This is a genomic window from Paenibacillus sp. B-A-8, from assembly GCF_048572915.1.
GTDB lineage: Bacteria > Bacillota > Bacilli > Paenibacillales > Paenibacillaceae > Paenibacillus_AQ.
The window spans coordinates 4,751,602-4,774,290 of record NZ_CP183882.1 but is presented as its reverse complement, the minus strand read 5'-3'; the positions used below and the strand labels follow the sequence as shown (position 1 = coordinate 4,774,290).

The 22,689-nt window shown below is 44.0% G+C and carries 17 protein-coding genes, 1 pseudogene and 1 riboswitch; of the genes and pseudogenes, 15 read left to right on the top strand and 3 right to left on the bottom strand.

Features of this window, described 5'->3' with window-relative positions; translation table 11 throughout:
• Nucleotides 1-17 precede the first annotated feature (17 nt).
• From ACN6MV_RS21500 to ACN6MV_RS21490, 3 genes are read left to right on the top strand one after another with little or no spacing between them, the layout of a single operon-like run.
• Entirely contained in the window at nucleotides 18-1,172 is a 1,155-nt protein-coding gene (locus ACN6MV_RS21500) for an AI-2E family transporter (protein WP_419884788.1), read from the top strand.
• Between the two features lie 19 nt (nucleotides 1,173-1,191).
• Nucleotides 1,192-2,664, top strand: a complete 1,473-nt coding sequence (locus ACN6MV_RS21495; RefSeq protein WP_419884787.1) for a carboxylesterase/lipase family protein — start codon at nucleotides 1,192-1,194, stop codon at nucleotides 2,662-2,664.
• A 23-nt stretch (nucleotides 2,665-2,687) separates the two neighbouring features.
• On the top strand, nucleotides 2,688-3,092 hold the full coding sequence (locus ACN6MV_RS21490) for a VOC family protein (RefSeq protein WP_419884786.1): 405 nt from the start codon (nucleotides 2,688-2,690) through the stop codon (nucleotides 3,090-3,092).
• A 50-nt stretch (nucleotides 3,093-3,142) separates the two neighbouring features.
• On the opposite strand, the gene ACN6MV_RS21485 is transcribed toward ACN6MV_RS21490, so the two are convergent.
• A complete protein-coding gene (locus ACN6MV_RS21485) occupies nucleotides 3,143-4,645 on the bottom strand; it encodes an N-acetylmuramoyl-L-alanine amidase (RefSeq protein ID WP_419886789.1) in 1,503 nt (500 codons plus the stop codon).
• Nucleotides 4,646-4,852: 207 nt separating this feature from the next.
• Nucleotides 4,853-6,043: a substrate-binding domain-containing protein gene (locus ACN6MV_RS21480; RefSeq protein ID WP_419884785.1), complete on the bottom strand. Its 1,191-nt coding sequence runs from the start codon at nucleotides 6,041-6,043 to the stop codon at nucleotides 4,853-4,855.
• 208 nt (nucleotides 6,044-6,251) lie between these two features.
• Nucleotides 6,252-6,400: riboswitch (FMN riboswitch) on the top strand.
• A gap of 126 nt (nucleotides 6,401-6,526) precedes the next feature.
• Here ACN6MV_RS21480 and ACN6MV_RS21475 point away from each other — a divergent pair.
• The 12 genes and pseudogenes from ACN6MV_RS21475 to ACN6MV_RS21420 all read left to right on the top strand — a co-directional run bounded on the left by ACN6MV_RS21475 (nucleotide 6,527) and on the right by ACN6MV_RS21420 (nucleotide 21,831).
• Nucleotides 6,527-7,486, top strand: coding sequence for a DMT family transporter (locus ACN6MV_RS21475; RefSeq protein ID WP_419884784.1), 960 nt, complete (start codon nucleotides 6,527-6,529; stop codon nucleotides 7,484-7,486).
• Between the two features lie 297 nt (nucleotides 7,487-7,783).
• Nucleotides 7,784-9,535 (top strand): sensor histidine kinase, encoded by a 1,752-nt coding sequence (locus ACN6MV_RS21470; RefSeq protein ID WP_419884783.1) that lies wholly within the window; start codon nucleotides 7,784-7,786, stop codon nucleotides 9,533-9,535.
• An 11-nt stretch (nucleotides 9,536-9,546) separates the two neighbouring features.
• Complete coding sequence (locus ACN6MV_RS21465) at nucleotides 9,547-11,187, top strand: response regulator transcription factor (RefSeq protein ID WP_419886788.1); 1,641 nt, start codon at nucleotides 9,547-9,549, stop codon at nucleotides 11,185-11,187.
• Nucleotides 11,188-11,296: 109 nt separating this feature from the next.
• Entirely contained in the window at nucleotides 11,297-13,000 is a 1,704-nt protein-coding gene (locus ACN6MV_RS21460; RefSeq protein ID WP_042129687.1) for an extracellular solute-binding protein, read from the top strand.
• A 247-nt stretch (nucleotides 13,001-13,247) separates the two neighbouring features.
• Complete coding sequence (locus ACN6MV_RS21455) at nucleotides 13,248-14,138, top strand: ABC transporter permease (protein WP_042129685.1); 891 nt, start codon at nucleotides 13,248-13,250, stop codon at nucleotides 14,136-14,138.
• Between the two features lie 24 nt (nucleotides 14,139-14,162).
• Entirely contained in the window at nucleotides 14,163-15,041 is an 879-nt protein-coding gene (locus tag ACN6MV_RS21450) for a carbohydrate ABC transporter permease (RefSeq protein ID WP_042129682.1), read from the top strand.
• A gap of 2 nt (nucleotides 15,042-15,043) precedes the next feature.
• On the top strand, nucleotides 15,044-16,090 hold the full coding sequence (locus ACN6MV_RS21445; RefSeq protein WP_349651472.1) for a glycoside hydrolase family 53 protein: 1,047 nt from the start codon (nucleotides 15,044-15,046) through the stop codon (nucleotides 16,088-16,090).
• A 208-nt stretch (nucleotides 16,091-16,298) separates the two neighbouring features.
• Nucleotides 16,299-16,961, top strand: coding sequence for a stage V sporulation protein AA (locus tag ACN6MV_RS21440; RefSeq protein WP_042129678.1), 663 nt, complete (start codon nucleotides 16,299-16,301; stop codon nucleotides 16,959-16,961).
• The gene (locus ACN6MV_RS21435; protein ID WP_042129676.1) at nucleotides 16,958-17,383 is read left to right on the top strand and encodes a stage V sporulation protein AB; all 426 of its coding nucleotides are present in this window, start codon (nucleotides 16,958-16,960) and stop codon (nucleotides 17,381-17,383) included. The genes ACN6MV_RS21440 and ACN6MV_RS21435 overlap by 4 nt, the downstream gene beginning before the upstream one ends.
• A gap of 834 nt (nucleotides 17,384-18,217) precedes the next feature.
• Nucleotides 18,218-19,792: pseudogene (locus ACN6MV_RS21430) on the top strand (spore germination protein); the annotation flags it as partial.
• A 127-nt stretch (nucleotides 19,793-19,919) separates the two neighbouring features.
• Nucleotides 19,920-21,254 (top strand): diaminopimelate decarboxylase, encoded by a 1,335-nt coding sequence (gene lysA / locus ACN6MV_RS21425; protein ID WP_042129674.1) that lies wholly within the window; start codon nucleotides 19,920-19,922, stop codon nucleotides 21,252-21,254.
• A gap of 145 nt (nucleotides 21,255-21,399) precedes the next feature.
• Nucleotides 21,400-21,831, top strand: a complete 432-nt coding sequence (locus ACN6MV_RS21420; RefSeq protein ID WP_042129672.1) for a peptidylprolyl isomerase — start codon at nucleotides 21,400-21,402, stop codon at nucleotides 21,829-21,831.
• Between the two features lie 58 nt (nucleotides 21,832-21,889).
• On the opposite strand, the gene ACN6MV_RS21415 is transcribed toward ACN6MV_RS21420, so the two are convergent.
• Nucleotides 21,890-22,648, bottom strand: a complete 759-nt coding sequence (locus ACN6MV_RS21415; RefSeq protein ID WP_419884782.1) for a TIGR02206 family membrane protein — start codon at nucleotides 22,646-22,648, stop codon at nucleotides 21,890-21,892.
• Nucleotides 22,649-22,689: the final 41 nt, after the last annotated feature.

Below are 22,689 nucleotides of genomic sequence, written 5' to 3'. Positions count from 1 at the left end.
ATGGGGGAGAGGGTACGATGGAGAGGCTGCAGGTGTGGCCGGAGAAGTTTAAAAAGTTTTTTCTGAACAATAAATTTGTGGTAAGCTTACTTATTTTATTGTTAACTGGGTTAACTATCCTAGTGTTCTCAAAGATACCGTTTATTTTCACTCCTATATCTGTATTGCTGCACACAGTGGCTGCACCATTGTTACTATCGGGTATCGCTTATTACTTGCTGAATCCGCTAGTAGACCGAATGGAAAAAAGATTCAGGATGAAACGTGTATATGCAATCATCATTCTTTATTTGATAATTGCGGGCATCATCACGCTAATTCTGGTTATGGTGATTCCAATTCTTCGAACGCAATTATCTGGTTTGATCGACGATTTTCCAAGGTATAGTGACTTGATTCAGGAACGGTTTATGAACCTGACAGGCAGTGAATTCTTTGGTCAAATTCAAGATAGTATAGGAACCAACCTAAGTGAAATTACCAGTAAAATTACGGCTTGGGGCACTTCTTTTCTGAATAATGCACTAACAGGTGTAGGGAGCTTCGTCGGAGCCGTTACGGAGATTGTGCTGGCGGTGGTAACGACACCGTTTATTCTATTTTACTTGCTTCGTGATGGAAAAAGATTGCCGGATTACATTTTGAAATTTGTACCTACCGCGCTGCAGCCGCAAACTCGGATGGTAATGTCGGAAATGAACGCCCAGGTATCTTCCTATATTCGAGGACAAATTATAGTAAGCTGCTGCATTGGTGCACTGCTCTATATTGGCTATTTAATTATTGGTCTGGAGTATTCACTTGTTCTTGCCATTGCCGCTGCTTGTACAGCAGTTGTTCCTTATTTGGGTCCGGCAATTGCTATTACACCGGCATTAATTGTGGCTATGGTCACTTCACCATTTATGCTGCTGAAGATGATCATCGTCTGGACAGCTGTACAGCTGATTGAAGGGAAGTTTATCTCTCCGCAAATTATGGGCAAGACTCTGAAGATTCATCCGATCACGATCATTTTTGTGATTATTTTTGCCGGAAAAATGTTCGGCATTCTTGGTATTATCCTTGCAGTTCCTGGTTACGCGGTGCTCAAGGTCGTATTTACACATATTTTTCAATGGTTCCGGTTCCAGTCCGGATTGTATAAGCAGATTGAAGAGAATAAGGAATAACGTGGAAGGGTGAAATGTAATGGTAGGACCGATAGCAGTAACCTCTTACGGTAAGCTTCAAGGACGAGAGGAGGGTGGCGTGAACGTTTGGCGTGGAATCCCTTTTGCCGCTCCGCCAGTTGGAGGGCTTCGATTTCGTGCGCCGCAGCCACCAGAAGCTTGGAGCGGAATTAGAGATGCTTCTGAATTTGGTCCAGTTAGCCATCAGCCAGCGGATAAGAAAGGTACGCGTTTCGGCGGCTTAACGCCTCGTCATGCTGAGGATTGTTTATACTTAAATGTATGGTCACCTGCGTCCCAAGGTGAGGCACTTCCTGTAATGGTCTGGATTCATGGGGGGACATTTGTGACTGGTGCGGGTAGTCAGCCACAGTTTGACGGCACTAGCTTCGCGGAGCACGGGAATGTGGTCTTGGTGACGATTAATTATCGATTGGGACCGTTTGGCTTTATGCATCTGTCTTCACTTGGTGACGGATTTGCTTCAAATCAAGGCTTGCTGGATCAAATTGCCGCACTGGAATGGGTAAAGCTTAATATTGCCGCCTTTGGAGGCGACCCGCAGCGAGTCACGGTATTCGGAGAATCAGCTGGCAGTATGAGTATCGCTGCACTATTGGCTATGCCTGCTGCGAAGGGATTATTTGCAGGGGCGATTATGCAAAGTGGAGCTGCTCAAACGTTGCCAAATCAGCAAGGAAAAGATATTGCAATAGCACTACTTACTGAACTAGGTATTTCTCCTAAGGGAGATACTAGCTTACTTAGTACATTCTCAGCGGAACAAATTATTGAAGCAGCCACAAGAATGACCATTAAATTAACGGGTGGTTCAATAGGCATGTTATTTCAGCCTGTCATTGATGGGGATACGCTTCCTCAAGATCCTGCACAGGCTGTAGCATTAGGATCGGCGCAGGGTATCCCATTGCTCATAGGAACCAATCGAGATGAGGGTAATTTATTTTTCAGGGGAGAAACACCTGGTGCAGATTTTGATGAATCGCTTAAGGCGCTGGAGCAGATGATGGGAACTGGAAGTTTAGCGGAGGTTGCCAGTCACTATTCTTCTACATGGGAGGGACAGGCGGAGATTCTAACGGATCTTTATTTCTGGGGAACCTCTATATCCTTAGCAGAGAATCAATTGGCCCATGCGCCTGTCTGGATGTATCGTTTTGATGGGACAGTTCCTGGTCATCCACTGTTAAATAAGGCAGTACATGGTGCGGAAATTGCCTATGTTTTTAACAATCTGTCTCATGTAACTCGCTTGGGTGCGGAAATTACACCGGAGATGCAAAAATTGGCTGACAGTATGCATGCGGCATGGATTGCCTTTGCTCATCGAGGAAACCCAGCTACAGCTGAGCTATCATGGCCTGAGTATACGCTGGAAGAACGTGCAACTTTGATCTTTGATGAAGAGATGCGAGTAACTAAAGATCCCGATTCAGAGAAACGCAAGAGAATTGTCTCTATCTTGGTGTGAGAAGTTTGAGGGGATGAATGAGGATGAAGGTCCAAGGATTTAATCATGTGACGGTAAATGTGAGTGATTTATCACGTTCGTTGAATTTCTATACAGGTATTTTGGGTCTTCAGCTAATCCACAAGGGAAATACAGATGCCTATCTGGAATGGGGAAGTGCGTGGATTTGCCTCATTGAAAATCCTGAATTTACCAAATCCATAGATAGTGTAATTGGGATAGACCATATTGCCTTTAGCATAGCGGAGGAACATTTCGAGGAAGCTGTTCAGATATTGCAAGCCCACGAAGTGCGATTGATCAGGGGACCTGTTAAACGGGGAGTTGGCTGGACGGTTAACTTTCTCGACCCAGACGGTGTACAACTGGAGCTGCATACCTCCAATCTAAGAGAACGAATGAGCGTTTGGAATAATAAACAAGAATAAACAGACAGGGGAGCTTCTCAGCCAATAATGGCTAATGGGCTCCCCTTTTTTTATCGACCTAAATATTCCTTGATCCCTGAAACTACGGCACTTGCTACTTTGTTCTGAAAGTCTGCGGTGTAGAGTAGGGCTTCATCCTTGGTATTACTTAAGTAACCACATTCTAAAAGAATGGCAGGCATTTTAGTTTCTCTTGTTACATGATAATTCGCTTGACGAACCCCTCGATCCTGAAGACCGGTAGCGACTGAGAGATATTTATGAACGGTTTGAGCGAATAACAAGCTATCATTACGCGTGTAGTAGGTCTCTGTGCCGCTAGGGTTGCTCTTACCACCCACCGGGATACTATTGGCATGAACAGAGATGAACAGATCAGCCTTTACCTTATTGGCCAGGTTAGATCTATCCTGCAGAGTCGGGTATGTATCATCACTTCGAGTGAGCACAACCTCGATATTTGGCTCTTTCTTTAGTAATTCTGCAATTTTTAATGCTGTTGGTAAGGTAAAATCTTTCTCTTTAAGCTTGTTAACACTTGAACTCCCTGGATCTTTCCCACCATGCCCTGCATCAATGACGATTACCTTCTTATCTGTGTTGCCGGTAGCTGGCGGAGGCGTAGTAACCGGTACTTCAGGTAAGGTGGTTTCAGGAGTTGTAACGCTAGTCCCATTTAGATCCACTATAATAAGTCCATCGTTAGCATTTATCAAGCTATAGCTGTTAGGGCTGTTCAGATCAATAACGATCCGGATCGTAGATGGAGAACTACTGAATAATGAATAACGAATGGTTGAGACATTAGGATATTCGGCAATCGTCAACTGTCCACTTTGGTTTTTTCCGACGGAAAGGTTCTGATGAAAGCTGTCGCCAAAGCTGGTGTTTGGTAAATCTACGACAATCCGGTCCTTATCTGTCATAGTGAATACACTAGGTGTTACACTACCGTTCACCGCAAGGATTAGTTTGTTATCGACGAAGCTAAGATTAGTGAGTGCTGTAGTCGATGTATCTCTGTCAGTTGCTGTGTTACCATTGGATCCGTTATTGGAGGGTGCGGTTACAGATGTATCTGGAACTGTAGTTTCTGCATCGTCTCCGCCAATCTCGGGTGCTGGAGAAGTTAAATATACCGTTTTGGTCACATTATCCCAACCGACAGTGGTTCCTGTCTGCTCTCCAACGAATCTTAAAGGTACGAGGGTTGTGCTACCGCTGAGAAACGGAGGGTTGTCCAATTTTACTTGGTTCCCTGAAGCTTCTGCCATCGCATTATTCACAATAAGCTTTAATGTAGTTCCTTTTTGCTCAATGATTGCAGTCTTGGTCACGTTATCCCATTTCACGGTATAACCAAGCTGCTCCGCAACGAGGCGAAGTGGAACCATCACGCTTCCATTTACAATTTGAACCTGTGCGTCTTTTGAAATCTTAAGATCATTGCCGTCTAGATTGATGTGTGTTTCTGCAGAGCCGGCATAACCAGTTCCTGGATGAACTAGCACCAACAAAAGCAGCAGTAACGCCAAAAAACCAAACTTCTTCATCTGCAATCCCTACCATCCCCGTTTCTTGGTTTCTAGCAATTCTTACTTTTTCTTCCTTTGATGCAGTTTGGGCTTATATAAATCTTAAACGACAATAGTTTCCAAAAGTTGCGCTCTTTTAGAGTGAAAAAGGAAAAATTTCGGTATAAAATGCAAAAAGAGAGCTTTCCCAAACATTTGGGCTAGCTCTCTTCCCCTAAGAATATTTTATTTTATAGAGGTATAACCAGTTTTCTCTACCAATTCCTGACCCTCAGCAGATTGAATCCAATCTAGAAAGGGCTGGATATTTGGGTTATCACTTCCAGCTGTTACAGCATAAAACTCTGTAGCCAAAGGGTATTGTCCATTGCGAATACTCTGCTTGTCGGGCGTTACACCATCTACGGCCAGTAGTGTAATTTCCCCGCTTTGATTCATTTCCGAGGCATAGAATAAGAAGCTGTAACCGAGTGCGTTTTTATAGTTGCGATAGCTGGAGGTTTGTTGAATGATTCCGCTCATAATATCTGCCACATCTTCCTTAGGTGGTGTCATAAGCGGAGTGTCTCCCATAAACTTTTGCAGCATCGTCTGGCTCCCACTATCCTCTGGTCGTTGAAAAGCGCGAATTCGGTTATTGGCGCCCCCTACATCTTTCCAATTGGTGATCTCACCCGCGTAAATATCTTTGAGCTGAGCGGTGGAAAGTCCAGTTACGTCATTTCGTTTATTTACAAAAAATACGAATGCCTCACGGCCGATCGGTGTGAGGTTCAGCTCGACACCTTTTAGTTTTGCTTGTTTCTGCTGTGCGAGAGAAGGAGCCGCAACAAAAATGATATCCGTCTCACCTTCAATTAGTCTTTTGTAAGCTTCGGGCGTGCTGCTGCAAATCACTTGGCTTTTTTGAAAATCATAGGGATTATAGCTGCCCTCAGGATAAGCAGACTGCACAAAAGCTGAATAGAGTGGGTAAAGTGCGGTTGCGCCATCCAATTTTGGTAGGTTGCTATCGATACGATATGTAGAAGGTTTATCCAAATTCACTGCTTTGGTATTCTCCGCAAAAGGTTCGTATTGTACCAGATTAACTTCTCGATCATCGACCGTGGCAATACTGTTGATATATGCTTGTTTGATCTCATATCCTGCGGTTACGAGCACACTAAGTCCGAGGATGGATAACAATACAATATTGCTTGTTCTTCGGGATAACACATTAAATATAAGGAGTACAACATAAATGGCTATCACCAGAGATAAAACCGCCACAAGTGGAGTATAAAACATTAGTCCCCCGTAAAGCGCGGTAATTATCGAACCTATGAATCCTAAAAAAGCTATGACTCCGACAGCAAAAAAGGAGAACAATAATTTCGTCCAGAATGACTCCTTCATCCAAAATGATTCTTTCATAACAACCTCCTTGTACTTATTGTTAAAGTATGGAAAAATAACATAATTTCATTATACAGTAGCTTTTTGGATGAGACAGTATAATAATATCGAAAGAATATGTAATAAAAAGCTGTAATACATGAAAGATTTATGTATATTTTCATAAAGTACTGGACGAATGGCAAGAAGAGGTTTATTCTGAGATTGTGAAAAAAACAACGGAATACAAGATTCTCGGGGTAGGGTGAAATTCCCAACCGGCGGTAATGTTCAAAGCGAACTGAGCCCGCGACTCACTTGTTCTGCTTGCAGAGAAGTGACTGATCTGGTGTAACTCCAGAGCCGACGGTAAAGTCCGGATGGGAGAGGATCATAAGATAAAGGCGCTAGGAGTCTATCCTGTACGTCTTTATTGATAATGCCCCCGAGTCGACCTTTTAAGGTGATTCGGGGGTTTTTGGTCTCTTATCGAGGGTTTGTATCGACAAGGAGAATGGAATTATGAGTAATGTAACAGCGTCATCATCAGTTAATAAGGTAAGCAGCACGTCGCCGTTACGCAGTGGGTTTTGGCTCGTTGTGTTCGGTGCAGCACTATGGGGTGTTGATCCGCTCTTTCGTATTATCCTCTTAAAATCTTTGACCTCATCGCAAATTGTTCTTTTGGAGCATGTGGTGCTTTTCTTGGCTGCTTCCCCTGTTCTTTGGCGTCACCGGGCGGAGTTAAAAGGCATTGGATTTCGCCAGATTGGAGCTTTGCTAATTGTTTCCTGGGGAGGTTCTGCCGGGGCGACCATTCTATTTACAATGGCTCTTTCCAGTGGGGACTTGAATGCAGTACTGTTGCTGCAAAAGCTTCAGCCGATATTCGCTATCGGTCTTGCAGCCTTAATTCTTAAAGAACGTCTGCCTAAAAATTTCGGAATCCTCATAATTGTGGCACTGGTAGGAACCTATCTGTTAACCTTTGGCTGGAGTATCCCATTTGGACACGTGAATAACTTTATCGGTGTTAGCAGTTTGATGGCTTTAGGAGCCGCTGCACTGTGGGGTGGATCTACAGTAATGGGTCGTTACCTGCTTGGGTCTATGAAATATGAGACAGTGACTTCCCTGAGATTTATATTGGCGCTGCCTTTGCTCTTCGTGATTACCACACTAGAAGGAGCTCCTTGGCAGATTAATGGCGGGTTTGGCGCATCTGCTGCCATAGCCATAAATCTGTTGCTGCAAGCTTTGCTTCCAGGACTACTCAGTATGTTAATGTATTACAAAGGGCTCAGCACTACCAAAGCATCCTTCGCTACATTGGCTGAACTAAGCTTTCCGATGACAGGAGTAATAATTAACTGGATCGTATTCCAGCAGCTCGTCACCCTACCGCAAATTATCGGGTTCGCGTTGATCTGGACCGCTTTATTCTTTATATCGAGTCAACAATCTAAACCGCAAACGCTCTGATCAAACTCTCAATGAACAGATTGTACTATTTAAAGGGATGACTGGAATGCCTAGAGGCTTTCAGATCATCCCTTTTTGTATGTCTTTACCTTACATTCGACTGCAAAAACTGCAGAAATGTTTCTTACGTAGCATATAGCGTAATAATTTAAGCCTTTACAATAGAGAGGACGATAACAGTACTTGAACAGGAACTTGCCTGTCTACCTCAATTTTTAGTGAGAAATTGATCTATGCGTTCAGGAAGATTATTTGTACAATAGAGGCTATGACATTTGAGTCGGAGTGTGAAGGAAAGTGTATAGATATAATTTATTTACCAAAATCGTGAGTATCATGGTCATCATGCTAATTCCAATTACGATCCTCTACTTCTATTCCAACAAGACGACCACGGATGTGCTACGTACGGAGTTAAATACTTCGAACAGCAATCAGCTGAGTTTTTTTCAGAATCAAGTAGAGAGCAACATGGAACTATTGTCATCTTGGCCGATCCTGCTAATTCATGATCCTGATATTTTGAGCCTAAAGGATACTTATTTGAAGGGAACGCATTTGAACCTGGATGCGATAAACCTGATCAAGCGGATTCAGACCAAAATCAGTATCCAAGAAAGCTCCTCCAACTGGAAGAGTAAATTGTATCTATATTCACCGTCCATCCATCGAATGGTTTCAGAGAATGATGCAATACCATATTCGGATGAGGATCTAAAGCGGGAAGTAAAGTCAGGCTGGCATGTAGAGAAGATCACTGAGCAGGATGGCGACCATTTTGTGTTCTCTTGGTTTTCTTTTACACCCTTTATGTCAGAGTTCTCTCCTGAAAAGGTCAATACGATTATGAAGGTGGAGTTCGACAGCCGTAACATCGAAGATATGCTGGATAAATTCAAAAGTGACGGCAGGAGAGATCCTTTTTATTATAAACAGGGTACTGGACTTATCTTTAACCGCAGTGCCGACAAACTGCTAGCTGAAGAGTTGGTAGAAAGACTGGAACAAGAGCAGCTGAAGCAGAGCGAGAATCGTACAGTGAACATAAAAGGTGAGTCTTACAGTGTGAACATCGTCTATTCGGATAAAATGGGCTGGTATTTAATCGATTATATGCCGCTGTCAGAAATACTGCATCCGATTCAGACCTCCAACCGCTTATTCTATTTTGCTATTGGTGCATTGTTATTAATGAGCTGTCTCGTAGCCTATCTATTATATGTTCAGGTGCAAGTGCCCGTTAGGTTGTTGGTTGGAGGTTTCCAGAGGCTGAAGCAAGGGGACTACTCAACGCGGGTGGAAATCAAAGGGAAGAATGAATTCAGCTTCCTATCCGGACGGTTTAACAGTATGGTAGAACAGATTCAGATGCTGATAGAGAACGTGTTAATGGAAAAAATTCATGTTCGAGAAGCTAGATTAAAGCAGCTTCAATCTCAGATTAATCCGCATTTCTTCTATAATTGCTTCTCATTTATTACAAGTATGGCGAAGCTCGATAATATGGGTGCTGTCGTTGGGATGTCGCATAATTTATCCCGTTATTACAGATATACGACTCGCCAGGAACGTGATTTAGTCGCTTTATCCGAAGAAACGGAATTTGTGACTCACTATCTGGAGATCCAAAAAATGAGGATGAGCAGACTTCAGTATGAAGTTCATATCCCGCAGCAAATGCGGAAAAGAGATCTTCCACCGCTGGTGCTTCAACCTTTGGTTGAGAATGCAGTGATTCATGGGATAGAGCCTGTCTCTAAAGAGGGGCTGGTGCGAATTACGGGTTCATGTAACGGAAGAGTCATGGTACTAACGGTTGATGATGACGGAAAAGGCATGACCCCAGAGGAGATTATCGAATTAGAAAATAAGCTAGGTAAGGCAATGGATGAAGAAATGGGCTGCGGGCTTTGGAATGTGCATCAGAGAATGCGGCTGCGTTTTGGTGAGGATGCAGGGTTGACTATTGCACCATCACCACTCGGTGGATTACAGGTCAAACTTCAGTGGTTATTACCGCTAACTGACAATAATACGGATGACATCTAGGAGGGAATATGATGATAGAGATATTGTTAGTCGATGATGAGCCCTATGTAACGGAAAGTCTCGCCCGCACGATTCCGTGGGACGAGATTGGTGTAAAGCAGGTACATCAGGCGGCGTCGGGTGCTGAGGCACTGGAGATCTTGGAGCAGCAGGATATAGATATCATGGTTACAGATATTTCTATGCCGGGGATGTCCGGTTTGCAATTAATTGAAACGGTAAGCGAGAGATGGGTGGATATCCGGTCGATTCTGCTGACAGGTTATTCTGATTTTCAGTACGCTAAGAAGGCGATTCAGCTGCAGGCTTTTGATTATATTTTGAAGCCAGTCAGTGATGAGGAGTTTATTAAAAGTATCTCAGGAGCGATTGAATCTCTAAAAGACGAATGGGAGGCACATGATAAATATCATTTGCTACTCTATAATCGCAAGGCCGATTACAGTGTCTTGCGGGCGAATTTGATGCATGAATTACTTCTTGGCAGAGTGCTGTCTGAGCGGACACTTGCCTTAAAGCTTAAAGAATATGAAATCTCATTCGAATCGGATGTTGAAGCGTCGATGTTATTGATTCAGCTGGGTAAACATTATGCTGCCATGGATCATCATTCGGTCTCCTTAATGGAATATGCCATCGGCAATATTGCCGAGGAGCTCTTCAAGGAGCAGTTCCATGTCTGGTTCTGCAAAGCACCACATGATTGTTTGATTTTGCTTGTGGAACTGAAGCCAGTTATCCAGCGGGAGTTAGAAAAGTCGAATAATTACGATGCAGCGAGACAACAAATCCTTAAGTCAGCGATAGCTAATTTCAGAACTAGTGTTAGCAATTATCTAAAGGGTGAGATTTCACTTATCGTAACGGAGTGGTTTGCTTTCCCCGAAGGGATGACGGCTGCCTATCGAAGTGGCCTAAGTTCTATGTATTTGACAACACATAATGAAACAGGCTCGGTACTTTATCTGGAGGACCGTCATCTTCAGGAAATGATGAGTATTAAATCGCTCGAAAGCCTTTATCGTCCGCCAACGCTCATTCATTTGCTGGAATCTAAACAATGGGATACAGCCCGGCAGAAGATCGCGGATGTGTTCCGAGATATGGAGAATGCACGCTTTTCAAGTGAGCATCTGTATGAGGTCTTTTTGTCCATTACCAATGCGTTCATGTACATTGCTCATAAAGGAGGGCAATTCATCTCGCAAATCGACCAGTATGCGTTCGACCCAATGCTGACACAGAGCATTATTGTTTCTTTTGACAAGCTGAAGGACTGGGCGTTTGATATGCTAAACAAGCTTCAAAAGGAACTCTCAGAAAGTGATCAGAATACGAAAAGTTACATTATTAAGCAGGTACATGAGCTGGTGGGAAACCATTCTGGGCATGATCTGTCGGTCAAGACGATAGCGGATCATGTATATCTGCACCCTGTATACTTATCTAAAATTTATAAAGCAGAGACAGGAGAAGGACTCGGAGACTATATTATCCGCATGCGGATGGAACGTGCACTATATCTGCTTAAGAACACTAACAAAAAAATCTATGAAATCACTACTGAACTTGGATATCAGAATCCGCAATATTTCAGCAAAATGTTCAAAAAGCACTACAATATGACACCAAATGAATTTCGTGACGGATAGAGAGGTTGAGAAAGGTGCAGAAACCTTGTTTAAATGACGTATTCGACATCATCTCCGTTCCCTATAATTAAGTCATAACCAACACTTAAGGAATCTAAGGGGGAACAAAATGAGCGCGATGAAGAAAAAGAGATGGCTACCGCTCCTGTGTATGAGTATGCTTTTGGTAGGTAGCCTTGCAGGTTGCTCGAGCAATAATGCTGCTGATGGAAAGAATACAGCTGGTGATACGACCACAAATACAACTTCAAATTCTGAAAACGCCTACAAGGATAAATATGATCCTGAGGTAACTATTACAACAGTATGGGGTGTTGACCCTGAGCTTAAATTCAAGAACGGGGAAAGCATTGAGAATAACGTAGCTACAAAGTGGACAAAAGAAAAGTTCGGCATCAACATTAAATCACTTTGGTCCATCACTGATACGAATGGTGCATTTGGAACCAAGCTGCGCCTGTCGATGTCATCAGGTCAGGAAATGCCTGATGTTGTAACCATTGGTACAGGTGATAGCACGATTGCTCAGGATTTGATCGATTCCGGTATGTATGCTGAAGTGGGAACGTTGTTCGATAAATACGCTTCAGCTACTTGGAAAGAAGCCATGGCACAGGATCCTAACGTATGGAACCAATACAGCCGCGATGGCAAAAGAATGGGTCTACCTGTACTTGATTACGCGTACAACCATGATTACATTCTTTGGATCCGCCAAGATTGGCTGGACAAGCTTAATATGCAAGCACCTAAAACGATCGATGAGCTAGAAAAAGTTATGGATGCATTCAAGAATCAGAACCCTGATGGCTTGGCACCAGATAAGGTAACACCGCTCAGTATCGGCTTTAAGACATCAATGAACACTTGGATGGGCGATCCTTCCTGGATCTTCGGTGCTTACGGAACGCTTCCACAGCAATGGAATCTTGATGCTGATGGTAAACTGGAATACGGCTCTGTAAATGCGGGAATGAAGCAAGGGCTGGAAAAAATGAAGGAATGGCTCGCAAAGGGATACATTCCTCAAGAAGCAGCACTATGGGATGAGAACAAAACAGCTGAACCAGCAGTGGCGGGTACGGCAGGTATTCTCCCAGGACCTTACTGGATGAGCGGTTGGCCGCTTCAGGATACTGTGAAGAACGCTCCGGATGCTGTATGGGCTCCAATTGAAATTCCAGCAGGACCAGATGGTAAAGTTATGCGTCACGGTACACAGTTCACCAACGGTGTAACGCTGATCAGCACTAAGATGAAAAATCCAGAAGCATTCTTTACCTATCAAAACTATCTGTTCGATAACTTCGCTGATCCAAAGCCTGGTAGCGAGCTGGATAATGGTCTCTTCGCAGGTTATGACTATGAACTGGATGCAAACGGTAAGATGATTGACAATGAAAAAATTGCTGGTGGTTATGTGAACAGCGTTCGTTATATGCTGGTTCGTGACGGTGCCCGGATTCCGGATGCCCAAATGAAAGCCCTGCTGAACCTCGCAGATGGCGGAGAACCAACCACTCGTCTGGAGAAGGATGTAGCTGTAAACTATGGTAAGGATACTCCTGCAGCTGCAAAGGTTCTGTTGGCGCAAGAGGATAAATCCTTCAAGAATATGTTCACAGGTCCTACTACTGAAACTATGAAATCGAAGATGGATTATCTGAATAAGATCGAGAACCAAACGTTTAATGAAATCATCTATGGCAATAAACCACTAGAAGCTTTCGATACCTTCGTAGCGACCTGGAAATCAGGCGGTGGAGACCAAATCACCAAAGAAGTAAATGATTGGTATGACAGCGTAAAATAATGCTCTGATAAGGGTATAAGTAGCACCATTCGGGACTGTTCCCTCGGCTTTTTATTAAGCTGTAGGAACGGTCCCTTTTTGCGTTAGCGGCTACTTGAAAAGGTGTATATTAGGATCAATTTCTAAGTGGTAAAGAGATTGGTTTTGTACCATATATATTGGTTTTGCTCGCTATTTGGTGAATCCTGTCGTTGCTATAATTTGAGTATGGTTACAGAAGAACTTGACACGATATGGGGGACCAAGGATGAGAACACTTAAAAAAACATGGCCATTTCACTTAATGTTACTGCCGGCGATGATCTTCCTGATCATCTTCAGCTTTATACCGATGGGCGGAATTGTGATGGCATTTCAGGATTATAAGCCATGGCTAAAAATTTCGGGATCAGCGTGGGTTGGATTAGATAATTTCCGCTATCTATTTGAACGTAATGACAGTATGCAGGTCATTTGGAACACTTTGATTATTGCCGTTCTGAAGATGATCTTCAATTTGGCTGTGCCGTTTGTGTTCGCCATTCTATTGAATGAGATTCGCAAGGTTTATATACAGCGTACAATTCAGACATTAGTTTATTTACCTCACTTCTTGTCTTGGGTCATCCTTGGCGGGATCTTGCTAGATTTGCTTGCTACAGATGGCTTCGTCAATCAGATCCTCGGCAGTATGGGGATTAAACCCATCTTTTTCTTAGGAGATAATAACTGGTTCAGGTTCACGGTCATTCTCACGGATGTATGGAAGGAATTTGGTTATAACACGATCGTCTTCCTGGCTGCTCTAGCAGGAATTAACCCTTCATTATATGAAGCTGCTGAAATAGATGGTGCAACCCGCTGGAAACAGACACGTTTTATCACAATGCCTTCTCTACTGCCAATGGTTGTTGTGGTAGGTACTCTGGCTCTCGGAAATGTATTGAATGCAGGGTTTGACCAGATCTTTAACCTCTACAATCCGCTGGTCTATCAGAAAGGCGATATTATCGACACCTTCGTATACCGTACAGCGATTCTGAATGGTGAGATGGGCTTTGGAACAGCAATCGGACTGTTCAAGTCAGCCATTAGTATGGTATTGATCCTTGTTTCGTACAGCCTGGCTAAGAAATGGGCAGGATATCGCATTTTCTAAACTACCAAAGGAAGAGGGAGACCTATGTATTACAAAACTAGAGGTTATCGTATTTTCAACATATTCAATACTTGTTTTCTAATTCTACTCGCACTCATGTGTATTGTTCCTCTGATTCACGTATTAGCTGTATCTTTCAGTGCCAAGTCTGCGGCTGACGCCAACCTGGTGGGCCTGTGGCCAAAGCAGTTCTCTCTGGAAGCTTATAAAAAGACAATGAATAATCCGATATTCCTACACTCCATATGGGTATCCGTGCAAAGAACTGTACTCGGAACCGGACTCACACTACTGATTACTTTTTTGGCAGCGTATCCCCTATCAAAGGAAAACTCGGCCTTCAAAGGTCGGAATGTATATTCCTGGTTGTTCGTTTTCAGTATGGTGTTCAATGGTGGTCTGATTCCATTCTATATTGTTATCCAAAAGATTGGCTTAATGGATTCCTTCTGGGTACTCGTTCTGCCAGGTGCGGTGAATACATTCTTGGTCATTCTGATGCTGAACTTCTTCCGGGGCATTCCTAAAGATCTGGAGGAAGCTTCGTTAATAGACGGAGCAGGACATTTCCGAACCTTGTTCAGCATATACTTACCGATTTCATTACCATCGATTGCGACGATTGCATTGTTTAGTATGGTGTTCCATTGGAACTCCTGGTTCGATGGCCTATTGTATTTGAATAATTCCAAGCAGTTTCCGCTGGCGACCTTCCTTCAGACCGTTATCATTCAACGGGATATGAGCTCCATGAGCATTAATCCGAAGGAAATGGAATTGATCTCGCAGACAACGGTTAGAGCCGCGCAAATCTTTATCGGGGCTGCTCCAATTCTAATCGTATATCCATTCTTGCAGAAGTATTTTGTTAAAGGGATGACACTTGGTTCTGTAAAGGAGTAGGGATGATGATAACGACATTTATCAATGGAATGGACATCTCGTTTCTGGATGAAATAGAGCAGGGTGGAGGCAAGTTCCACAGTAGCTCTGTTCGGACGGCTGAGGAGGGCGAGGATTTACTCCATATCCTTAAGGACAATGGAGTAAATGCCATCCGCCTGCGGATTTGGAATGACCCTCCTGGGGGCTTTTGCAATTTGGAACGTACGCTGGTTATGGCTAAGCGAATCAAGGACGCAGGGCTTAACTTTCTTCTGGATTTTCATTATTCAGATAAATGGGCCGACCCCGCTAATCAATGGAAACCAAAAGCTTGGGAGTTACTTGATTTTAGTGGTTTGACATCTGCTGTGTACGAATATACTCGTGAAGTTCTTGAGGCGTTGCAGTCTCAAGGTACCCTTCCCGATATGGTGCAGATTGGGAATGAGATTACGCCAGGCATGTTATGGGGAGAGGGCAAGGTAGATGGAGATAGTGATACTCCGGAACAGTGGGAGCAATTCACTACGCTAGTTAAAGCGGGTATAGCGGGTGCGAAATCCGTCGATTCTGACTTGTCCATCATGATCCACATTGACCGCGGGGCTGATCATCCGACTAGCCGTAACTTTTATGATAGGTTCTTGGAGCATGGCGTTAATTTTGATGTTATCGGATTATCTTTTTACTCCTGGTGGCATGGTACTTTGGACGACTTGCAGCATAACCTGAACGAATTAGCGATGCGTTATAACAAGGATATCATTGTGGTGGAAACAGCCTATCCTTGGACGCTGAATGCACCTGAGGGTTTCTCTGTAATTGTTAATGAGGAATCCCAGCTACATGAAGCTTATCCAGCCACAGTAGAGGGTCAAGCTAACTATATGAAGGATTTCATTAGCGTAATTGAGAATACACCTAACGGAAAAGGCATCGGCTTTTATTACTGGGAGCCCGCCTGGATCCCTTCGCAAAAGGAATGGTCTGTCGGTCATGAGAATGGATGGTCCAATTTAGCTCTGTTTGATTTTGAAGGTAAGAAACTGGATTCTCTTCAATTCTAGAGAGATCATAAGGAATAACAAAAAAGACAGCTTGAGGGAAATCACCTTGAGCTGTCTTTTTGTTGATTATCAAACTCATACCTTTGAGAGGTCAGTTTCCATTCATGGAAATTGATTTCAGCCTAAAGAGTAAAATTAAGGCTTTTCTCCCATACTACCGTTATCTTGCACCGGAGCTACTTGACCACAACCTTTAGGAGGAATGCGGATGAAACAACATTCTGCTCCCGCCATCTATATACAGCTTAAGAATCGGGTGACGGTGCCCAAAGGTAAAGGTGTCACATTGGGTGATATTGCATTTCTGATTGCGGAGCCTGAGCTGAAAGAGTCGCTGGAATCTATTCTGCTAATGAAGCCAGAGCAAAGTGACGGCAATCTAATTTTGATTGATCTCTTGATGGTGATTCCCCGCATTTATGAACTGGTGCCAGAAGCGGATATTGAGCCGATAGGTGAAGGCAGAACGATTGTGCAGATTGAGAGTCCGGTGGAGAGACGTAAGCCTTCAATAGCGATGTTTGTTTTAGTGTGGCTACTGCTGTTCTTCGGGTCTGCGCTGACAATCATGAATTTCCATGCGGATGTAAACATGCAGGAGGTCCAAATCCGAATTGTGGAGATGATCACCGGTCATCGGGATGAACATCCGGTTGTTTTTCAGATTGCATATTCTGTAGGCATCGGCTTTGGGATGGTCATTTTTTTCAACCATTTATTTAAGAAAAAGTGGAATGAGGAGCCTACACCGTTAGAAGTGGAAATGTACCTGTATCAGAAAAATATCGACCAATACGTCATCAATGAGGAGTACGGTAAAATGAGGCGCCGTGTAGAAACTCAACCAGAGAACACGGAGGAAGGAAGATGACGGCACCTATAACACTGGGATTGAATTTGCTGCTGGGTATTGCAGGTGGAATCGCTGTAGGCGGCGGTGTGATCGCTTTATTTGTGGTGCTTGACATGGTGCCCCGTCTGGCTCAATTAACCTCTTCTTACGATAAAGTACATTGGTACGAGGGTGCGATGGTAGTCGGGTCATTGGTAGGTACCGTGAGTGATTTTTGGAATTGGAAAATATCTTCAGGTCCTTTAGTTGAACTGGGTATAGGCCTATTTGACGGGATTTTTGTCGGGATGCTCGCTGCAGCATTGACCGAGGTATTAAATGTGCTGCCGATACTCGCTAAACGCTTGAATATGACACATTATCTGTTCGGGCTGTTGATGGCGATGGTAAGCGGGAAGGTCGCGGGTTCTTTGTTCGACTGGTTTGTATACCGACAGTAAACAGGGGGTTATGGAATGAGCAAGTTTATTCACAGCGGTGATTCAGTGCCGGATGATGATCATCAGGAGGAAAATGCTGCGGCTGCCGCAGCAATGAAGAATACTGCATCCGAGCTAGTTGCTGATCACACTGAAGCAGATACTGCTTCTATGGCCAGTGACATCGCAGCTGCTGATCCGAGTCAAGGCCAGCAAGATGCCGAAGCATCAGATGAGCTCGGGACAGAAGAGCAAGGTGCAGAAGCGTCAGCGCAGCCACAGTCTGGGCAGCAGGATGCGGAGGCGTCAGATGAGCTCGGGACAGAAGAGCAAGGTGCAGAAGCGTCAGCGCAGCCGGATTCTGGGCAGCAAGATGCGGAGGCGTCAGATGAGCTCGGAACAGAAGAGCAAAGTGCAGAAGCGTCAGCGCAGCCGGATTCTGGGCAGCAAGATGCGGAGGCGTCAGATGAGCTCGGAACAGAAGAGCAAAGTGCAGAAGCATCAGCGCAGCCGGATTCTGGGCAGCAAGATGCGGAGGCGTCAGATGAGCTCGGAACAGAAGAGCAAAGTGCAGAAGCATCAGCGCAGCCGGATTCCGGACAGCAGGATGCGGAGGTGTCAGATGAGCTCGGGACAGAAGAGCAAAGTGCAGAAGCGTCAACGCAGCCAGAGTCTGGGCAGCAGGATGCGGAGGCGTCAGATGAGCTCGGCAATCAGGAGCAGAATGAGCCTAGTAAAGGATTTTTTGCCAGATTATTCGGCTTAGATTCAGACTCGGAATCCGAAGATGAGGCACAAGATCAGAATGCCCAACAAGCACCAAAACCCAAGCCGACTAAAAAGCAAGCACGGCAAGAGTCACAAGACAGCACCAACCAAAAGGGAATCAGTAAACTGCAAAAGAAACGAGATAGCGAGCACTCTAACTCGTTAAAAGAGTCCGTCATTTACTGGCAAGGAAATGATGAAATTTCAACTTCCTTACAAGATACAAAACATACACTTAATGAGGTAATCGGGCTCGGAACTAGCTTTGATGTAACGTTTAGAGAGATGTCCTTTGGCGGTCATAAGACAGCTCTTCTCTGTTTAAGTGGATTTACTAATGCAGATGTAACGGATGAGATCCTAAAACGTCTGACCTATCTCACCTCTGAGAATCTGTCTACGGGTGTACTGTCTAGCTTTATGAATGAATATGTCCCTCACATCCAGGTGGAGGAGGGTAATTCGTTAAGTGAAAGTATCGAGAAGGTACTAGAAGGTTTGAGCGTACTATTCATCGAAGGTGAGAACAAGGTTATCGTCATGGATACTCGTTCTTACCCTAGTCGCAGTCCCGACGAACCTTCGATTGATCGGGTGGTACGCGGTGCACGCGATGGATTCACAGAGACTCTACTGAGTAATATTTCGCTTGTCAGAAGACGGATTCGTGATCCGGGGTTGAAATATGAGATATTTCAGGTTGGACGACGAACACAGACGGATGTCTGTGTGGCTTATATTGATGATATCGTTGATAAAACACAGGTTAGTTCTGTTATCGAAAAAATCAACAGTATTGATATCGACGGCATTCCTCTGGCAGATAAGCAATTGGAGGAGGCAATTATCGGGGGCGGTTGGAATCCATATCCTATGGTGCGTTATTCTGAACGCCCTGACGTAGTGGCCTCTAATTTATTAGAGGGACGGGTTGTAGTTTTCGTGGATACGTCACCAATCGTTATAGTTCTTCCGACTACATTTTTTGATCTCTGCCAGCATGCGGAGGAGAATCGTCAGACGCCTTTTATGGGAACGTACTTGCGGTGGGTTCGTTTCATCGGAATATTTGCTTCCATGTTCCTGCTACCGCTATGGATGTTGCTTGTCATTCATCCTGAGCTTAAGCCGCCTGTACTGGATTTTATTGGTCCCCAAAAGACGGCAAGAATTCCTCTAATTGCCCAGTTTCTTATTGTGGAGCTTGGGGTTGATTTACTGCGGATGGCCGCAGTACACACACCGACACCTTTAGGATCAGCGATGGGTCTGATAGCGGCGATATTGATTGGTGATATAGCTGTCCAGAGCGGATTGTTTGTCAACGAGGTAGTTCTATATATGGCGGTGGCTTCCATAGGTATGTTTGCGACCCCAAGTTATGAACTGGGTCTTGCGAATCGAATAGTCAGGCTTGGGTTATTGTTAGCCGTGGCGGCATTCCAGGTGCCAGGATTTATGATTGGCACGACGCTACTGACTATTTTCCTAACTACCCATCGGTCCTATAACTCCTCTTATATGTGGCCGTTTATACCTTTTAATGCAAAGGCGATGAGTGAAATTCTATTGCGAAAGCCAGTTCTAAGCTCGAAGACAAGGCCGTCTTTCAATAAAACAAGAGACAATACAAGAATGCCGCCTAATCAAAAGAATGATTAACAATCGTAGGAAAATACAAAACTACTGCAAATTAGTCCATTCAATGGAGTTCCCACTGTCTGTTATACTGAATACACTAAAGACAGGGTGGAACCTTGATATTCCACAGAAATTGGAGGACTAAAGAATGTTTCTACACGGTACTAGCCGAATTAATGATGCTGGGCATCTGGAAATCGGCGGATGTGATGTAACTGAATTGAAAGCGGAATATGGAACCCCGCTATATATACTGGACGAGCAATTGGTTAGACAACGTTGCCGGGAATATATGGATGCTTTTAAATCCTCTGGACTTGGGTTCCAAGTAGCTTACGCAAGCAAGGCGTTCTCAGTAATGGCTATGGTTCGTTTGGCTGATGAAGAAGGCTTGTCGCTTGATGTTGTATCTGATGGCGAGCTTTATACTGCTTTGCAAGCAGGCTTTCCTGCAGAACGCATTCATTTTCACGGCAACAATAAGACATCTGAAGAGATCGAAATGGCGATTGATGCCGGGATCGGTTGCTTTGTAGTTGATAATTTGGTGGAGCTTAGCCTTTTGCAGTCGATTGCATCACGTAAAGAAGTTGAGGTTAACATCTTATTACGTGTGACACCAGGTGTCGAAGCACATACGCATGAGTACATTACAACAGGTCAGACCGATTCCAAATTCGGTTTTGATATTGGAAACGGTTCTGCTTATGAAGCAGTTAAAGCGGCAGTCAGCAAAAAGAATTTAATATTGCTGGGCGTACATTCCCATATTGGTTCTCAAATTTTTGAAACGGATGGATTCCAGCTTGCTGTTGAACGTGTAGCGAGTTTTGCTCGTAGTGTTAAAGAAGGTTTGGATGTGGACTTCCGTGTAGTAAACCTAGGTGGAGGTTTCGGTATTCGTTATGTAGAGGGTGATACCCCGTTACATGTTTCTGAATATGTAGCTGCAATTACGGATGCGGTGAAGACTCATTTTGCTGGAATTTATAATGCTTTGCCTGAAATCTGGGTCGAACCGGGCCGCAGTATCGTTGGAGATGCAGGTACTACACTTTACACTGTAGGTACGAATAAGGATATTCCAGGTGTGCGTAAGTACGTTGCCGTTGACGGTGGGATGACTGATAATCCACGTCCTGCATTGTATCAATCTAAATATGAGGCATTACTTGCGAATCGTGCGAATGAAGAGGCTACAGAAACTGTATCCATCGCTGGTAAATGCTGCGAGAGCGGAGATATGCTGATCTGGGATGTAGAACTGCCTAAGGCAGAAAGTGGCGATCTGTTGGCTGTAGCCTGCACGGGTGCTTACAATTACTCCATGGCGAGCAACTACAACCGGCTTCGTCGTCCGGCTTTAGTGTTCGTTCAGAACGGACACAGCGATCTTGTAGTGCGTCGTGAAAGCTACAATGATCTTATTGCCAACGATATTGTTCCTGAGCGTATCGCTAAACAAGCCGCTGTTGCTAAGTAACAGGGACTAATGTTAGGTGGACAAAATTGGGAAGGCAAAAAGAGCAAGCAGGAATTACTCCTGCTTGCTTTGCTTTGTGCGTGGTTTCATAGTAATATAATTGAGGTATTCTAATTTTGTTAATTTTGAAAGGGGTCATTTACATATGGCAAAGCAAGCGAAAATTACTCTTGAAACAGGCGGCGTAGTGCTGATCGACTTGTTCGATCAAGATGCACCAAACACTGTAGCTAACTTTGAAAAGCTAGCAAAAGATGGTTTCTACAACGGATTGACATTCCACCGCGTTATTCCTGGTTTTGTTGCTCAAGGCGGATGTCCTAACGGAACTGGATCCGGCGGTCCAGGATATACCATCAACTGCGAAATCAATCCAAACAAACACGAGCGTGGCACACTTGCTATGGCGCATGCGGGTAAGAACACAGGCGGAAGCCAGTTCTACATCTGCTACGCTCCACAACCTCACTTGGATGGAGTACACACTGTATTCGGTAAAGTAGTTGAAGGTATGGATCTTGTTGATGCTTTCAAAGGACGCGACAAAATGACTTCGGTAGAAATCATCGAAGCTTAAGAATATTTAATTTAAAAAGGCCAGCCTTTGGATTATCGGAGGCTGGCCTTTTTCGCATTTAATTAGGAAGCCGACCAATTCGTTTACGCCTCGAATTACGCCGCTCTGGCACCCAGAAAAACACTAAATACATAAGCAGAAATACAATGAAGGCAAATAGCTCCTCAACTAGCAGGTAATAAGGATAAGGTCCGAAATAATCCATTACAGAATAAGTACTGGGCTTATGAGATAGGAACATGTAATTAGATCCTAGGATATAATTGGCGATCCAGACACATACAGCCACGACGTTAAGGCCAAGCATAGTGAACCAAAGTGATTTCCAGGTTGGTTTATAGCCCTCAATCCAGGTCATATAAAGAGAAGCAAGAATGATACCACCATGAGCTACAAAGAACAGTGAAAATCGAAAATGAGGGAACGGATAGACCAGATTCGGTGTGAGTAAAGCAATGAATGCTCCACCTATTCCGGCAAAATACAGAAAGGAGTAAAGTCTTCGGCTGCGTGTAATCAGCATGATAATGGATAGTAGTAAAGTAATTCCGCATAGTTCGAGCGGTAATGATGAGCTGGATTGCCATACCTGCTGAGAGAGATACCATATTTGAAGTCCCGCTTCTGAGAACATAAGAATAACAATCAACAGCAAGCGAACACTTTGCCGAAGTCTCACGTCCGTGCGAATTTCGAATCTGAAACCGTAAAGTAGTAGACACACCAATGCAATGATAGACAGAGCAATCCAATGTGAAAGGGAGAACATAATAAAATCCTCTGTACGCTGTCGATCAAAGTAAGATGAAAGATGCATGAACCAACCTCCTTTGGACATAAAAATACTCTGAAAATTTA

What these genes read in the sequence shown, in the direction of transcription:
- ACN6MV_RS21500 (WP_419884788.1), top strand. Translation starts at nt 18, where the DNA reads ATGGAGAGGCTGCAGGTGTGGCCGGAGAAGTTTAAAAAGTTTTTTCTG.
- ACN6MV_RS21495 (WP_419884787.1), top strand. Translation starts at nt 1,192, where the DNA reads ATGGTAGGACCGATAGCAGTAACCTCTTACGGTAAGCTTCAAGGACGA.
- ACN6MV_RS21490 (WP_419884786.1), top strand. Translation starts at nt 2,688, where the DNA reads ATGAAGGTCCAAGGATTTAATCATGTGACGGTAAATGTGAGTGATTTA.
- ACN6MV_RS21485 (WP_419886789.1), bottom strand. Translation starts at nt 4,645, where the DNA reads ATGAAGAAGTTTGGTTTTTTGGCGTTACTGCTGCTTTTGTTGGTGCTA.
- ACN6MV_RS21480 (WP_419884785.1), bottom strand. Translation starts at nt 6,043, where the DNA reads ATGAAAGAATCATTTTGGATGAAGGAGTCATTCTGGACGAAATTATTG.
- ACN6MV_RS21475 (WP_419884784.1), top strand. Translation starts at nt 6,527, where the DNA reads ATGAGTAATGTAACAGCGTCATCATCAGTTAATAAGGTAAGCAGCACG.
- ACN6MV_RS21465 (WP_419886788.1), top strand. Translation starts at nt 9,547, where the DNA reads ATGATAGAGATATTGTTAGTCGATGATGAGCCCTATGTAACGGAAAGT.
- ACN6MV_RS21460 (WP_042129687.1), top strand. Translation starts at nt 11,297, where the DNA reads ATGAGCGCGATGAAGAAAAAGAGATGGCTACCGCTCCTGTGTATGAGT.
- ACN6MV_RS21455 (WP_042129685.1), top strand. Translation starts at nt 13,248, where the DNA reads ATGAGAACACTTAAAAAAACATGGCCATTTCACTTAATGTTACTGCCG.
- ACN6MV_RS21450 (WP_042129682.1), top strand. Translation starts at nt 14,163, where the DNA reads ATGTATTACAAAACTAGAGGTTATCGTATTTTCAACATATTCAATACT.
- ACN6MV_RS21445 (WP_349651472.1), top strand. Translation starts at nt 15,044, where the DNA reads ATGATGATAACGACATTTATCAATGGAATGGACATCTCGTTTCTGGAT.
- ACN6MV_RS21440 (WP_042129678.1), top strand. Translation starts at nt 16,299, where the DNA reads ATGAAACAACATTCTGCTCCCGCCATCTATATACAGCTTAAGAATCGG.
- ACN6MV_RS21435 (WP_042129676.1), top strand. Translation starts at nt 16,958, where the DNA reads ATGACGGCACCTATAACACTGGGATTGAATTTGCTGCTGGGTATTGCA.
- lysA (WP_042129674.1), top strand. Translation starts at nt 19,920, where the DNA reads ATGTTTCTACACGGTACTAGCCGAATTAATGATGCTGGGCATCTGGAA.
- ACN6MV_RS21420 (WP_042129672.1), top strand. Translation starts at nt 21,400, where the DNA reads ATGGCAAAGCAAGCGAAAATTACTCTTGAAACAGGCGGCGTAGTGCTG.
- ACN6MV_RS21415 (WP_419884782.1), bottom strand. Translation starts at nt 22,648, where the DNA reads ATGCATCTTTCATCTTACTTTGATCGACAGCGTACAGAGGATTTTATT.